Origin of the sequence: Paenibacillus shenyangensis (assembly GCF_000346635.1) — a bacterium.
Classification (GTDB): domain Bacteria; phylum Bacillota; class Bacilli; order Paenibacillales; family Paenibacillaceae; genus Saccharibacillus; species Saccharibacillus dauci.
In genome coordinates, this window is the sequence record NZ_AOIG01000016.1 from 1 (window position 1) to 16,323 (window position 16,323).

11 protein-coding genes are annotated in these 16,323 nt (G+C 44.2%); 4 read left to right on the forward strand and 7 right to left on the reverse strand.

The features are described 5' to 3' along the window. Positions 1-97 precede the first annotated feature (97 nt). The 4 genes from H065_RS0113320 to fsa form a co-directional block, all read right to left on the reverse strand. Positions 98-439: a winged helix-turn-helix transcriptional regulator gene (locus H065_RS0113320; RefSeq protein WP_017813570.1), complete on the reverse strand. Its 342-nt coding sequence runs from the start codon at positions 437-439 to the stop codon at positions 98-100. A 253-nt stretch (positions 440-692) separates the two neighbouring features. Next, positions 693-1,970 (reverse strand): MFS transporter, encoded by a 1,278-nt coding sequence (locus H065_RS0113330; protein WP_046228145.1) that lies wholly within the window; start codon positions 1,968-1,970, stop codon positions 693-695. Positions 1,971-2,002: 32 nt separating this feature from the next. Then, positions 2,003-2,443 carry a MarR family winged helix-turn-helix transcriptional regulator gene (locus tag H065_RS0113335; protein ID WP_017813573.1) on the reverse strand — a complete coding sequence of 147 codons (441 nt, stop codon included), beginning with the start codon at positions 2,441-2,443 and terminating at the stop codon, positions 2,003-2,005. 228 nt (positions 2,444-2,671) lie between these two features. Beyond that, complete coding sequence (gene fsa, locus H065_RS0113340; RefSeq protein ID WP_017813574.1) at positions 2,672-3,352, reverse strand: fructose-6-phosphate aldolase; 681 nt, start codon at positions 3,350-3,352, stop codon at positions 2,672-2,674. A gap of 806 nt (positions 3,353-4,158) precedes the next feature. Here fsa and H065_RS0113345 point away from each other — a divergent pair. From H065_RS0113345 to H065_RS0113360, 4 genes are all read left to right on the forward strand, one after another. Beyond that, complete coding sequence (locus H065_RS0113345; RefSeq protein ID WP_238557956.1) at positions 4,159-5,034, forward strand: methyl-accepting chemotaxis protein; 876 nt, start codon at positions 4,159-4,161, stop codon at positions 5,032-5,034. A 165-nt stretch (positions 5,035-5,199) separates the two neighbouring features. Further along, positions 5,200-5,877, forward strand: coding sequence for a uracil-DNA glycosylase (locus H065_RS0113350; protein WP_017813576.1), 678 nt, complete (start codon positions 5,200-5,202; stop codon positions 5,875-5,877). 212 nt (positions 5,878-6,089) lie between these two features. Beyond that, entirely contained in the window at positions 6,090-7,478 is a 1,389-nt protein-coding gene (gene fumC / locus H065_RS0113355; RefSeq protein ID WP_017813577.1) for a class II fumarate hydratase, read from the forward strand. A 267-nt stretch (positions 7,479-7,745) separates the two neighbouring features. Further along, entirely contained in the window at positions 7,746-8,528 is a 783-nt protein-coding gene (locus H065_RS0113360; protein ID WP_017813578.1) for a hypothetical protein, read from the forward strand. A 252-nt stretch (positions 8,529-8,780) separates the two neighbouring features. Here the strand turns inward: H065_RS0113360 and H065_RS25935 are convergent, their stop codons facing one another. The 3 genes from H065_RS25935 to H065_RS0113380 all read right to left on the reverse strand — a co-directional run bounded on the left by H065_RS25935 (position 8,781) and on the right by H065_RS0113380 (position 15,932). Next, positions 8,781-10,007: a S8 family peptidase gene (locus H065_RS25935; protein WP_017813580.1), complete on the reverse strand. Its 1,227-nt coding sequence runs from the start codon at positions 10,005-10,007 to the stop codon at positions 8,781-8,783. Between the two features lie 285 nt (positions 10,008-10,292). Further along, positions 10,293-14,003, reverse strand: coding sequence for a non-ribosomal peptide synthetase (locus H065_RS0113375; protein ID WP_017813581.1), 3,711 nt, complete (start codon positions 14,001-14,003; stop codon positions 10,293-10,295). 189 nt (positions 14,004-14,192) lie between these two features. Further along, the gene (locus tag H065_RS0113380; protein ID WP_036629995.1) at positions 14,193-15,932 is read right to left on the reverse strand and encodes a methyl-accepting chemotaxis protein; all 1,740 of its coding nucleotides are present in this window, start codon (positions 15,930-15,932) and stop codon (positions 14,193-14,195) included. Between the last annotated feature and the right edge of the window lie 391 nt (positions 15,933-16,323).

Sequence of the window (16,323 nt, forward strand, 5' to 3'; positions counted from 1 at the left end):
CTTTACAAAGGGTACAGTTTATACATCGAAGTCCTTTTTTGTATAGTGCAGTAATAATATCTATTGTGAGAAGAAATAGCCGAATGCTGCATTCTTGTCAGCAATCTTGATTGCGAGCGCCCCATTCGCATAACCCTTCCAACACAGGCAGCAGGGTCATCGCTTTATCAGTCAGGCTGTACTCTACTTTGGGAGGGATCTGTGGATATTCCTTGCGTAATACCAGTCCATCGGCTTCCAGTTCTTTAAGCTGGGCGCTTAATATTTTGTAGGTAATGGTTCCGACCTGCCGATGCAGATCATTGAATCGGATCGTCTCATTCTCAGCAATCAGATACAGAATAACCATCTTCCATTTGCCGCCAATTACAGACAGTGTATATCCAAAAGGCGTATCTTGAATATTTTTCACTTTTCCTTTGTATTCGGTCATACTCATCGCTGCGCTATCCTCCCTGATCGTATCTTTCACATCGTGCATACGTTTTTTGGTTTGAGTTCATTTTATACTAACCCTGCATTCAGATAAAGGAGAGGGTATAAATGAAATCCACGATGATCGTCTGCTTTGCTGTAAAGACAGGGAGGGAGTCGGCTGGCTTCTTTTTTCTGGGCGAAACTGACAATAGCACTGAAGAATGATTAGCATGTATCGCAGCACGGTTGCAGCTTCTTGAGAGGATCAGGTTGTTTTATTTAACTTTGATATGCACATTCTGACTCTGAGCAGGTGTCCCTTTTGCTTTGACCATATACAGAATACCAACTACGATATACAGTACGATAAACAACGCAGAGAAGCGGTACATCGAAGTGTAGCTGGTCAGGCTCGCTACCGTACCCAGAATCATGGCACCGAGCGCTACTCCCAGATCCAGTGAGTTCAGGAACATACCATTGGCCATGCCGCGTTGATGAGGACTGACTACCTGAATCATCCAGGTTTGCATCGTTGGCTGCAGGGCGCCCCAGCCTATCCCATAGCAGAGTGCTGCGCCGAACAGACCAAGCGTAGAATGGGCAAAGGACAACAATACCAGACCAAGGATCAGCATAACCGCACCTGGAACCACCAATGCTTTGGGGCCTTTGCTGTCATAGATTTTACCGGAGAAAGGACGAACAAGCACCACTGCCAGGGCATTAAACAGGAAAAAGTATCCCGGATTGGCAATGCCGGCTTCTCCGCCAAACAGAGCGATAAAGCTCACCAGACCACCATAGGTAAGCGACATAAGGAAATTCAGCAGACTCGGAAGCAACAGCTTTTTCTCGAACTTGGAGGCTGGCCGCTTCGGTTCGGCAGGTAAAGAGACCGTCTCGGCTGCGAGCGAATCCGCTGCTATACGCGCCTGCTTTTTCTGTCCGGCAATTAGCTTATAGGCCAGTGGAAACAGAATAATTATAAATAACGAACCTAGCGCGACCAGCGGAGTAAATCCATATTGCTTTTCGATCCACATCCCGATCAGTGGTCCCATCGACATGGAAATGGTCGTAGACAATCCAAAATAGCCCATGCCTTCACCCATACGGTTACGCGGAATAATATCCGATACCATTGTAGGGAAAGTGGTGCTGTACATTCCGAAGCCAAATCCAAAAATAACGCGCATTACCAGTAAGGCAATAATAGTCGCGCTAAAATAATAACCGACCGTTCCGAACAGCGCGATAGCCAGACCACCGAACAGAATAATATTGCGTTTGCCCAGTTCTAGCGCTCGGGCAGAGAAAAGACGGGAAATAATAGCAGCCAATGCCATCAAACTGGTACAGAGACTTACATAAAAATCTCCCGCATGAAAATGCTCGCGCATATACAGCGGAAGAGAAGACAGAATCATATGCAGATTCAGAAAAACAAGCAGATTACAGGCAGTCAGTATCAAAAATTCTTTGGTCCATAGACGAGCAACAGGAGAATCCTGCTGCTCTGTAGTCGATTGGGCCAGATTGGTGCGTTCCATTTGTTCCATAGTATTTATTTCTCTCCATTTCTCTATTCCAGATGACTCGGATTTTCTTCCAGACGGGACCGAAGTTCTCGCAGCAGCTCGTGCAGCTCGTTCATTTGCTCCGGGGTGACCATCGAAGCGATCTTGTCATTGTGTTCTTTTTCAATCTCATGTGCTTTTTCCATCAGTTGACGACCTTCTGCATTGGGATACACGAGAAAAGCCCGGCGATCCTGTGGATCAATTTCCTTGCGGATCAGATTTTTACGATGAAGTACGTCGAGAATACGTGCAGTGGTCGGCTGATCCTTATATGCATGGGAAGCGAGCTCTTTCTGATTCATTCCTTCACGTGCACAGATATAGTAGAGGATACTCCATTGCTCCGGTGTAATATCGTATTCTTTGAGCCGGCTCGCAAACATATTACTTACTTTGCGGTATGTGCTGCCCAGCAGGAATCCGATCGAATCCAGTTCTTTCATACTACAGCTCCTTTCAGGATAAGCATTAGATTGTTCGAAATAAGCATTACATTTTAAATAATAAGTAACTTAAATAAAATAGATGTTAATGCAATTATAATTAATGCAACTAAAATTATCAATAGAAAAAGCGAGAATCATTACGATTCCCGCTTTTGGTGTGTGGTTTCATATATACTATATCGGAAGGTGAGATCCAATAAGTTACATTTTTAAATAAAAATTTACTTATTTGGATCCTGCTTCTTCTTTTACTGCTTCTTTTGCTTGTGGAACAGTTTCCCAGTCTTTCAGGAAGCGCTCGATACCGCTATCTGTCAGTGGGTGTTTCCACAGTGTAGGTACCAGTGTACCAGGGATTGTAGAGATGTGTGCACCAGCCAGTGCTGCTTCTCTTACATGCTCCAGGTTACGGATACTTGCTGCGATGATTTCGGATTTCAGACCATAAGTGTCCAGGATTTGACGCAGGTCACGGATGAGCTGCATACCATCGATACCGATATCATCCAGACGGCCTACGAATGGGCTGATGAATGTAGCGCCAGCTTTGGCAGCCATCAGACCTTGAGCAGGTGTGAAGATCAGTGTTACGTTTGTTTTGATGCCTTCTTTGGAAAGCTGATTACAAGCATACAGACCTTCTTCAGTCATAGGCAGTTTGATAACGATGTTTGGTGCCCATTTTGCAATCTCGTGAGCTTCTTTCAACATACCTTCAGCATCAAGGCTAACAACCTCAGCACTTACTGGTCCGTCGATGATTGCACAGATCTCGTCGATTACATCTTTAAATACGCGACCTTCTTTGGCGATCAGGGAAGGGTTAGTGGTTACACCGTCTACGATTCCCAAGCGGGCAATACGTTTAATTTCCTCAATGTTACCTGTGTCCAAGAAAAATTTCATTTCTCTTTTCCTCCTCAGTAGATATATATAGTGTATAGCGCCTAAGCATAATTGCAACTTGCCAGCGACATCATCAACTGCGCTATCGGGAGATGCATATGTGTACATTACCCATTACCATACATATGTACACCCAATACCAGATGTTTATTTGTCCGTACAAATCGCTTGAAAATTATTACTATATTTAGTTTTTACCACAATTCCAAACTTCACACAATGGGTCCAACAGGTTTTGACCTTCGCTTTACAATCATTCAAAGATAAAACCAAACCGATATGTTGATTTTATCTATTTGAATAATCAACATATAGTAGCAAAAAACGATTATTAATGTCAAAATGAGACTTTCAAAAGAGATAAAAAATATTTTTATTTTTTTTACTTTATCGCTGTGTAAATGATTTTGTACGCGTGTAAATGGCATATGATAAAACATTCATATCGAATTAAAAAGTAAATACTTTTACTTAAAAGTATTGTTCTACAGTAAAGTAACGGGATGTGCATGCAAGATTACATATAAAGTCCTATACATTTTTAACCAGCTAAAACCTGTTCCCGGCGTGTCCATTTTTGAAAGCGGTATCCATAGTCGAATTTGCCTATTTGGATGTGTAGAGCAATGACTCAAAACCTAAACTTTAATGTCTTAGCTATTCATTTATGATCCCGTGCGGACGAAATTAAATTAAGGGCTATTTTATCGAATCCAAACAGCAGCCAGATCGCCTGATTCTATTCGAGGTAGGCACAGCTGACAGGATATAAGCATATATGATGGAGGAATGAATAACAGATGGCTATGAATTATAAAAACGAATCCCAGGAATTTGCTTCCGGTAATGAAATGAATATTGTGGATATGGTTGTCGAATGTATGAAATATTTTGAACATGTCGTTGGCGACGATCTGATGCTCGGCGTAACAGATCTCAAAGAATTCAAATATTACAAACCAGCCAAGGAATTAGATCTAAAGTTAAAAGGGACAGCAATCTCTCCAGATGATGTTAACCTCAATAATGCGCTTCGCAATGGTAAAATCTCTGTCAATCGTGTACCGGCATCGGCTTACGGGTTTGCACTTGATGCTACATCTGTGCCACTGAAGGACAAAAAAGGCAATATCGTCGGAGCCATCGCTTCAGCTTACACGCTGCAGCATAATGACTTTATGTCGAATGTAACCGTAGAAATCGAGAAAATCAGTAATCAATTGAGCGATATGGTCCAATTGATTGCAGCGCAATCCCAACAGCTGTCTGCTACAACTGCGGAGATCCAGAGCAATACCAGCAAAGCAGTAGAAAACTCCAAAGAAGTCAATCAGGTAGCCGGATTTATCCGTGAAATCTCGGAACAAACCAACTTGCTTGGACTGAATGCTGCTATTGAAGCTGCCCGTGTTGGCGAAGCTGGTGCCGGATTCGGCGTTGTTGCTTCCGAAGTACGTAAATTGTCTGTCGATACCAAAAATGCTACCCAGAATATCGAGAGCTCACTGGGAGGCGTACAGCAGTCCATTTTGCAAATGGAAAAAGAAATCTCTGCTATTGCCGTATCGTCAAATGAACAGGCACAGCTGGTTAATGAATTCAGCACCGTGGTTAGCAATCTTAATACAGTGAGCCGTGATTTCAAAAAGTTCATGGATACGTTCCTCAAATCCCGTCTGTAATTTTTGCTGAATAAATGGTTATACTGGACAGTCCTTTCTTGGAGAGAAAGGGCTGTTTGTGTGTGTGCTTTTGGAATTCGGCCGTATATGTTTTAATAATACATAGAAGAAATCTACAACCTTGAATACTGTTATTTGCAATCTGCATGGCAAAGGAGTCTACGCATGAGCAAAACGATTTTTCGCAATGACTGGGCAGAGGTGCTGGAGTCGGAACTGAGTCAGCCATACTATCTGGAACTACGGCAATTTCTGGCTCAGGAATATCGCACCCAGACAATCTACCCGGATATGTACGATATCTATAATGCGCTGCATTATACTTCGCTCGCTTCGACAAGGGTAGTTATTCTCGGACAGGATCCGTATCATGGACCGGGGCAGGCACATGGACTCAGTTTCTCGGTCAAACCTGGTGTATCTGTACCGCCTTCTCTACATAATATTTATCAGGAGCTGCATGAGGACCTGGGTTGTCCAGTACCGGCGCATGGCTCACTGATTCATTGGGCAGAGCAGGGTGTACTGCTGCTGAATGCTGTACTCACAGTGCGCAGAGGCCAGGCTGCTTCGCATCAGAACAAAGGCTGGGAGGCCTTTACAGACCGTGTGGTGGAAGCTGTGAATACAAGGGAGGAACCGGTGGTATTTATTCTCTGGGGCAGCCATGCGCAGCGCAAGGGAGCTCAGATTGACCGTAATAAGCATTTTGTTATTACTTCACCGCATCCGAGTCCACTATCTGCACATCGGGGCTTTTTTGGCAGTCGGCCATTTTCCAAAGCCAATGCATTTTTGGAATCACATGGTATGCAGCCGATTGACTGGTGTATTCCCGATTAAACGGATCATGTCCAATTCAGGTCCAATATGGAATGAAAAACGGCAGCAGACAAGATGCAATGATTTTGCAATTTGCCGGATACAGCAGAATGGTCACATTTATACAAAATTGGTGGATTTTTAGAGTATGTAAGCGTTACAATTATAGAGGTTCATAAACGAATTGATTACAACAATTACAGATGATTCGATCCAAAGGAGGATTCACTCAAGTGGAATACCGTGTGGAGAAGGATACAATTGGTGAAATTAATGTCCCTGCCGATAAATTGTGGGGAGCACAGACACAGCGCAGCAAAGAAAATTTCAAAATCGGTGGAGAACGCATGCCGATTCAGGTTATTTATGCTTTTGCCATTCTCAAGAAAAGCGCCGCTCTGGCGAATGAAAAGCTGGGTAAACTGTCAGCCGACAAATCCGAGGCTATTGTTAAGGCAGCCGATGAGATTCTGACAGGAAAATGGGATGAGCATTTCCCGCTCGTCGTATGGCAGACAGGCAGCGGTACCCAGTCCAACATGAATGTGAATGAAGTAATTGCCCACCGTGGTAATCAGCTGCTCGAGGAAGCTGGAAAAACCGAGCGCCTTCATCCCAATGATGATGTGAACATGTCCCAGAGCTCCAATGATACATTCCCGACTGCACTGCATGTAGCAGGTGTACTGGCTGTCGAAGATATCCTGCTGCCAGCTATTGCCCGTCTCCAGGAGACGTTGCAGCAAAAGGCTACAGAGTTTATGGATCTGATCAAAATTGGACGTACTCATCTGCAGGATGCTACTCCGCTGACATTGGGTCAGGAAATCAGTGGCTGGGAGACTATGCTGCACAAGAGCAGCCGTATGATTAATACCAGCACAGCAGAAATGAAGGAATTGGCGATTGGTGGTACAGCAGTAGGTACAGGTATCAATGCCCATCCGGACTTTGGACGTCTGGTCGCAGCCAATATTTCCGAACTGACTGGCAAGCTGTTTGTCTCGGCGCCAAACAAGTTCCATGCGCTGACCAGTCATGACGAAGTGGTATATGCTCATGGTGCGCTGAAAGCACTGGCAGCCGATCTAATGAAAATTGCCAATGATGTGCGCTGGCTGGCAAGCGGCCCACGCAGCGGTCTGGGTGAACTGACGATTCCTGCCAACGAGCCTGGTAGTTCTATCATGCCTGGTAAAGTCAATCCGACCCAATCCGAGGCGATGACGATGGTAGTGACTCAGGTGATGGGTAATGATGCTACGATTGGTTTTGCAGCCAGCCAGGGTAACTTTGAACTGAATGTGTTCAAGCCAGTAATCATCTACAATTTCCTGCAATCGGTGCAGCTGCTGGCTGATTCCATTGTATCGTTCAATGATCACTGCGCGGTTGGTATTGAAGCGAATACAGAGCAAATTCAGCATAATCTGGATAACTCTTTGATGCTGGTTACAGCACTCAATCCGCATATCGGTTATGAGAATGCAGCGAAAATTGCCAAGCATGCACATAAGAAAGGGCTGTCACTCAAGGAAGCGACTCTTCAAAGTGGATTGCTGACCGAAGAACAGTTCAACGAGTACGTTGATCCATCCAAAATGATTCATCCCAAAGCCTGATTACACGTTTAGCATTCAGATCTGATCCGCTAATTAGCAATTAGTTTATTTTCAAATGTATGTACAACAGGTCTTATCCACAGCGATAAGGCCTGTTTTGTATGGGCTATAAAGAGTTTTGTTACAAAATATCAACGGATCAGCTCTGTAATTAGACACATTCTGCTCACAATCCCTTGCCAAAACAGGGGATGTTCATATACAATGATTTTAATAATTAATAATGATAATCATTATCAATTAGAAGAAAGATAGAAGGAGGTCTTTATGAGTATTTTTTCGGGTAATTTATCGAAATGGAGTGAACATCTGCAGAAGCATCCTTCCATATTGGGAGTTCTGCTGAGAGGCACTGAAATATACAGCACGACAAGCGAGGCGGCAGGGCCGGAAGTCATGATTATCATTACGGATGAGGAATTCGAACAGCGTCTGCAAAAAGGATCTTTACACTACCGGGAGGTCGATCAGAATGGTGCTGCCGTTCAGGGCATAACCGGGAGGTACATTTCACCGGGATATATGGACAAAGTCGCGCGCTTTGGCAGCGAGCCTGCACGGGCTGCATTTATGGAAGTAGTGATTGTATTCTCGCGATTATCTGATCTGCGAAGTCGGATCAATGATATTACGGAATATCCTTTTCAGCAAAAGCAGGACAATATCAATCGTTTTTATGCCCAATTCGAAGCATGGTATCAGGAATGCTGCAAAGCTTTTGTAACGGAAGAACCCTATCTGCTGCGTCAGTCGGTCATGAATCTGATCCTGTTTGGAGGAAGGCTTATTCTGGCTCACAATGAAATGCTGTACCCCGGTCATAAATGGCTTATACATACATTGGAACATGCCCGCAAAAAGCCGGACGGACTGCTGAAGACTATAAGTGAGCTGATGACAGAGCCGTCCAGAGGCTCGCTGGAGCTGTTGTATAGACAGGTGCTGGAATATCACGATTGGGTACGTGAAGACCTGAATTGGACGGATTATGTGATTATGGATAACGAATTGCAGTGGATGGGCAGGAATGTCTCTGTCGGAGAAATCTGACACAGCTTCAGATCCAGTCGGAATTTGGATAGAAGTTGAAGAAATGAAAATGCAACTGCCCTTACCTCGAGGATGGTTCATCATGATAGTCAATCCAAAAGAGCTGCTTTCCACTTGGGAAGGCAGCTCTTTTGGATATAATGTGAAGCTATTATGGAAACTGGTACTCATCCTGAGCATCGATCCGATTCCCAAAGCTGTGGGAAGGTGTGCTGTATTTCTGCCGATAGATTTCAGATAAGAGAATTCTGTTTACTTGGAAGCAGGGAGGATCGTTTGGTCAAACAGATGGTTAAAGCTAATCATTCCATATCCGTATAGATTATCTTTGCCAGGTTGACCAAGATCGATACTGCTTTTCTCGATTGCTTCACGCAGCTGGGCATTGGTCAGTTCCGGATGAGCCTGTTTGAGTACAGCAGCCATTCCTGTTACAAAGGGAGCGGCTACAGAGGTACCATTACGAAGCTCATATTTGCCGTTGCTGGCTGTGCTTACAATGCTTACTCCGGGAGCAGCTACATCTGCTTCAGGACCGCTGGCAGAGAATGTGGCACGCTGCAGTGTATCATCCACCGCAGTGACTGCAATAACCTGATCGGCATTTTTGGCAGGATATTCGATCGTATCTGTAGTGGCATCCGCTGTGCCTTTGTTGCCAGCAGCAGCAATCAGTAGAATGCCTTTGGCGTCTGCAGTAGCAATCATCTGTTCTACAGCTGGAGAGTTTTGAGGGAAGGCAATCGACATATTTACGATATCCATATGATTCTGGATAGCCCAGTTGATCCCTTTGGCGAGATCTTCGGTAGAACCGTTGCCTTTGCTATCCAGAATCTTGACGCCGTAGATCTGTGCATCTGGAGCTTCACCGATCAAACCGCTGCCGTTATCCTGTGCACCGATAACGCCGGCGATGAATGTACCATGACCGTTATCATCGGCGTAGGAAGATGTATAATTTACAACGGAGGCACCACCTGCAATTTTCAGTTCCGGATGAGCCGAGATGCCTGTATCAAGAATGGCTACTTTAATACCTTTACCGGTATAACCTGCCTGGAGAGGTATCTGTGCATCGATCATGCCGTACCCCCAGGAAGCTTGTTCATTGGGTTTGACCGTTATAGCTTTGACTGTTGGAGCAAAAGCCTGGGCGGCTGAAGCATATACTTCATTCGGTTGGATGCTGGTAATTCCATTTTGATGAATCAGTTGATCTTTTTGTGAAGCAGTCAGATCGACAGCAGCCATTTGCAATTGATCCAGCATAGTTACATCGGTGTCGGCAAGCTGGCTAATTGCCTGCTTGCCGGCTTCTCCAGAGTAGGCAACCAGGTAGCGCTGGGTTGGTGCATTATAAGAATCAATTGTCGAATGGGATAAAAGGGAAGGCAGCAGAGCAGCAAATAATGGCAACGTTGCTGCAATAGTAATCGTTGTCTTTTTCCATTTATGAATTGCAGGTTCCAGTTTCATATGAGTCTATCTCCTCAATAAAATTAGGTATAAAGTCTTTGCTTTTATTATAATAACCGATTTTTAGCTAAGTGATTAACTTAATAGTAACATTTTTCGACATTATTTACAAGTTATTATTCGAAATGTATTATTTTGTCGTATTATGTAATTTATCGGTAGATTATTATAGAAAATGTACACAAAAAGAGGATTTATCGATATTTCAAAATATATTATACAAAAACCCTGACAATCAAACAGTCAGGGTTTTTGTACTTATTTATATTAAACAAAAGAAAATGTTTATACAACTTCATTCATTTGAACAGTCTTGTTCTCCAGCATAACCGGAGCAGGGAAGTAGCCGATGTTGGCTGCATAGCTTAGCATGGCAGCAATAAATTGACGATCGGGCGCTGCACAGTAGATGCCTGCTTGTTCAAGAATAGCAGCCGTTGCCGGATTGGCAAGGCGATAAGGAGAATCTTTGGCACCGTCACCTTCAAGCTGAGCCATGGCGAGCTGCATGGCTTCGGCAGGTTTGATGGTAGTCGGATCCAGCAGCCAAGCTTCATATTCTTCCTGACGTACAGTGTCTACAATATAGCCTGCTTCATTGATCAGTGCAATCAGTTCAGCATATGGAAGCTGCTGTGGATTACAGATGTGGAATATGCGACCAGCTGTATCATCCTGGAGTGCCAGATGAATAATCGATTTGCCTGCATAATCAATCGGAGTAAAGTCCATCCATTGATTAACGGCTGGTGTTTTGCCGAGCAGCAGCATGGCTTTGATCATCCGGTACATAGCATTGCTGTCAATATTACGTTGGAAGCTGCCGCTGATCGAATGACTGGACAGATTGCCCGCGCGGTAAATATTTACGGGGATGCCGCGTTCGCCAGCCTCAATAACCAGTTTCTCGGCTTCCAGCTTGCTATTGGTATACAGATTGGTCGCTTGCAGATCTTTCAAAAGATAACCCTGCTCAATAACCTGATCCCATTTGCCTTCCAGCGACAGATCTTCCGGAATTCCCATGGTCGAAATATGATGGAAACGTACACCCGGACGTTTGCTGGCAATCTCCAGCAGCTCAGCTGTCGACAAGATATTGGATTTTTTGAATTGTTCAGCATCACCAAAATGTCGTACATCGGCTGCACTATGAATAATCGCATCCGTGTTCTTGGTCAGCATCAGGTAATCATCATCACTAAGGCCAAGACGTTCTGCTTCAAGATCGCCTTCTACTACAGTTACCCGTTCTTCGAATCCATTCAAAATACTGCGTCCGAAATACAGTTCCATAGTCGATTTGAGGCGATCCATGCTGCTGGCGTTACCGGATTTGCGTACCAGGGCATATACATGTGCTTCGCTTTGCTGAAGTAGTTCATGCAGCAGATAAGAGCCCAGATAGCCGGTTGCACCGGTAATGAGCACATGGGAAGCGGTACGAAGCGCTGGAAGGTCAGTACCTTTGACAGTCTCCGGATACTCTACCAGATCGGTCAATTCCCGGATTGGCAGCGTTTCTGCATGTACAGATTCTTCGGTTACTTGTTCTTCTGCAGCACAGACTGCCAGACCGGCAATCGTTTTGTGTTCGAAGAAATCGGCAATTTTGAGACTCGGATAATGGGGCTTCAACAGAACAAGCACATGAATAACATGCAGGGAGTCTCCGCCGATCGAGAAGAAATCATCATGAATGCCAATCTCCTGCTTATTCAGTACTTGTGCCCAGGCATCGGCAATTCGCTGCTGAGTTTCATTTTGCGGCGCTACGTAGCCGGCAGGCTGCTCTTGCACTTCGGTATTCGGATAGGCAATCAGCTTTTTGCGTTCCGCTTTGCCAGTTGGAGAAATAGGCATTACATCCAGCTGACAGATAAACCGTGGTACAAAGTAGGACGGTAGACGGTCAGACAGGAATTGCTTGATCACTGCCGGCGACAGGAGGCTGCCATCCTGGGTTGTAAAGTAAGCGACCAGCATATTCTGGTTGGAACTGTCTTTTTTGGCAACGACAACTGCATCTTGAATACTGTCATATTTATTCAGATTATCTTCAATTTCTCCGATTTCAATCCGGTGTCCCCGGATTTTGATCTGTGAATCGCTGCGGCCTACATATTCGATTGTACCGTCCGACAGCAGCTTCGCCAGATCACCGGAGCGGTAAAGAAGTTCATTCGCCTGCTCTGGATGAGGCAGGAAAGCAGCAGCAGTCTTTTCCGGTTGATTCAGATAACCTCTGGCAATGCCGATTGTGGAAATGTACATTTCACCAGGCACACCTACAGGAGCAAGTTGTTGGTGTTCATTCATGATATAGATCTGGTAATTGTGAATAGGACGACCGATCGGTACATTAACTACATCTTCAGGAAGAAGCTCACTGACTTTATGCATGGTCGCACATACAGTACATTCGGTAGGTCCATAAGCATTTACTACCTGAACCGGAGCTCCAAAATTCTGTTGGAAAGCACGTACGCGCTCACCATACAATGCTTCTCCGGCTACAGCAACCAAGCGAAGGCTGGCCAGATTGCGATATCCCTCCTCCGAGAGATAAGCGGATAACTGATTAAAAAATACAGTCGGCAGAGCTGTAATAATCGTTGATTGTGTACGATTCACAGCAATAGCAAATTCTTCGATCGATACTCGCTCATCCGCATCCAGCATATACATATGCGCGCCGTGGAACAGTGGAGCAATCGTATCCCAGACCGAGCCATCAAAGCTGTAGCTGGCAAACTGCGCCATGATATCCTCTGGTGTAATAGCAAATTGTTCTTTGAGAATCTGTCCCAGGTTGACTACGCCACGATGGGCAATCAGTGTACCTTTTGGTTTGCCTGTCGAGCCGGAAGTATAGATTACATAAGCCAGATCATCAGGCTGTACATCGATATCAGGATTATTAAGTGACTCGGAAGTAGTTGAAGAATTCACATATTCAACGCTGATAATTCCGCGCATAGCGGCAATACCAGCCGTAAGTTCATGGACTTTGTTGTAATGGGCATGCTGGGTTACCACAAATGCAGATCGGGTATCCTGTATAATATAATGGTTACGATCATCAGGATGGGATGGATCTACCGGAACATATACTCCGCCTGCTTTCATAATTCCCAGCAGACTGATTACACTGTAGATGCTGCGATCGAGGAACATGGTTACAAATTCCCCTTTTTGAAGTCCTTGATTAAGCAAAAGATGTGCTACCTGATTGGCCTGTTCATTTAACTGGCGATAGGTATAAGTGACATCTCTGAAGCTCACAGCCGAATGATCAGGATATTGATGAGCTGCCTGTTCAAAGGAGCCATGATATGTCTGGGATTCATTATAAGGTGCAACCGTGTTATTTAATGCAGCATACAGCACTTTGTCTTCGGCACTGAGTATATCGACAGCACCTACAGGCAGCGTCATTTGGGCAATCAACCCTTCAAGCAGACGTACATAATAGGCAGAGAAACGGGCGATGGTCGAAGGTTTGAACAGTGAATCATTATATTCAATAACAACCGTTAGAGAAGAAGGACGTTCTTCAATCGCCCAGTTAATAAGCTGTCCCGGTTGAGCCGGAATGGTCAGCCCAAAACTGAATACAGTCTCACTCTGTACCGGAGCAGGCGATTTCTCCCCAACTAGCTGATCATATACTTGCTTGACCATGTGTTCAAAACGTGGTGATGCTTCAAAAGATAAGGTTACAGGGAGTGTACCGCTCGCAGAAGCGAATAAAGCAGAAGTTTCTTGCTCGGCAGACATCCGGTGAATCCAGCCAAGATAGCCAGTTAGCAAAACAGCTTCTTTTTCCAGCGGATTTTTCAACTGGTGGATATATTTAGCAATAGACTGGCCCAGATCAAAGCGATGGATAGCAAATGTATCTTTTTGCCATTGTCTGGAGTTGTCCAGCGGAATCTGTAAGGCTGGAAGTTGGGTCGAAGTAGTTAGTAGATTCACAATTTCCGGTTGGGACATGGTAATCTCTCCTTGGTTTGACTAATCTGTGCTGTGATAAGCACAGTTATTGTAGTACGGCAATATGAATGAAGCATGGATAGGGATTAGATGTATATAGGTTATATAGCCAATGAACCGTGAAAAGAAATGCCTTCCATCAAAATCATGGAGGGCATTCTTTTCAGGCTATGACAGGATCAACAATAATTAATCGATTTTGCGTACATGGAAGTGTGAAATCAGTTCTTGCAGCTGTTCTGCCATTGTAGACAACTGGTTGGCTGCCTCAGAGGTAGATACGACTGTAGCTTTTTGACTTTCCACATGCTCCGATACTTTGGCACTGTTAGCGGCGGCTGCAGCTGCTGTCGATTTCAGGTTTTCTGTAGTTGCAGTCATTTCTTCGGTACCTGCAGAAATCTCCTGGGTCGCACTGGAAATGTCCTGAATTTGTTCCGTTACTTTTTTGGTTGCATCATGGATATCGGCAAATAGTTTGCCAGTTTGGTTAGCAATCGACATACCATGTTCTACTTCCAGAGTTCCTTTTTTCATGGAGGTTACAGCGTTTTGGATCTCGGTCTGGATTTCGGCGATCAGAGAGCTGATCTGGTTGGCGGACTCGGAAGATTGTTCTGCCAGTTTGCGAACTTCACCGGCAACAACGGCAAATCCTTTACCATGTTCACCAACACGTGCAGCTTCAATCGATGCATTCAGGGCAAGCAGGTTGGTCTGTCCGGAAATTCCGGTAATGATGCCGAGAATATTGCCGATTTCCTGAGAGCGGCTTTCCAGCAGCTCGACTGCTTTGGCAGTCTCATGTACAGATTCGGAGATCAGGGTCATCTGGTTGGTTACTTCAGCTACTACTTCATTACCTTGGGAAGACTTCTGTTCCATCGCATAAGCTTCATCTGATACATTGGAAGAATTACGTGCAATAGTATGAATAACAGTAGATACTTCAGTCATCGATTTGGCTGTATCTTCAGTAGCGGATTCCTGATATTTCATGCCATCTGCAATTTCCTGGATATTAGAGATCAGGGTCAGAGAACGGCTGCTATGGTCAGAAGCGCTGTCCATCAGCATCTTGGCAGATTCGGTAACTTGTTTGGAAGCGGATTGAACGTTAACGATAACACCGTTCATTTTGGCTACCATTTCGTTGAATTTATGATTGATAATACCCAGATCATCGGTACCTGTCTTGATATGAATATCGAGATTTCCTTTGCTCACTTCTTCAATACCACGAATCAATTCACGGATCGGTGCAAGCGTTTTGCGAACGATGAAGAATTGAATTAGGAAGATCAGGATCAGGAAAATAACCATGATTGTAATTCCGCGTACCAGCAACTGATGAAGACCGTCCGGTACTGCACTTGCATCTGCATCTACACCGAAGTAGGCGAAGATTTCACCGTTAGCATTTTTGATTGGATACAGAATAGTAGTCCAGAGTCCAAAATCATCGGAATAGAAGCTTGTAAAAGTAGTCTGGCCGGTGGACAGCATTTCTTTTACACCATTTACGATCGTTTGGGGCTGTTCATACATGTCGCCGATGTTCATTTTACCTTCTTTAAGAGCTTCCATTAGCTTAGTTGGAACCGCCACGAGAGAAGTTTGATTACCATTAGTCAGCTCTGTACCGAATACATAGGCTTGAGCAATATTAGGGTTGTATTTGTTAACATTGTCCAGATAAGCGCGAAGTTCACTTTGGGTAGCACCTTCATAGCTTTTTTCAGTCATGGCTTGTTGCACTTGCTGGGCTGTAATTCCTTGGGCAAAGGTGTCGGTTACGGCTTGAATCTGTCCATGAAGCTGATCAATCAGAATAGTCTTCTGAGTGAAGTAACTGCTGACCAGCAAAATAACACCAATAAGTAAAATGTTGATCGCCGAGATTAATAGGTTTTTCGTAAAAAAAGACATACTGCTTATCTTCTTCAATTCTCTCACTCCTGTTTGTGGTAATAAAATCAATATAACAAGGCCTTATGGACAAAGACTCCGTAAACATGGTGTGCAACGAGATAGATTCAATACCAATTAAGTTATTTAGGTATTTGGAACCATTAATTGCCAAGTAATATTTTACAATAGCACCTTCATTTGCAAAAATGAACTGGCATGTGGGTGATGTGCACAAAATAATATGTCGGAAATTGTTGTGGAATATGTTATAGCACATAGAAATTTTATTTTTTAATCATAAATAGTTCTTAAAGCATGGGTTAAATAGACTATATCTATATAAACTATTTTTTGGGAATGAAACAAAAATATAAAAAGTTATCAGAAGAGTATGAATCAGCATCAAATT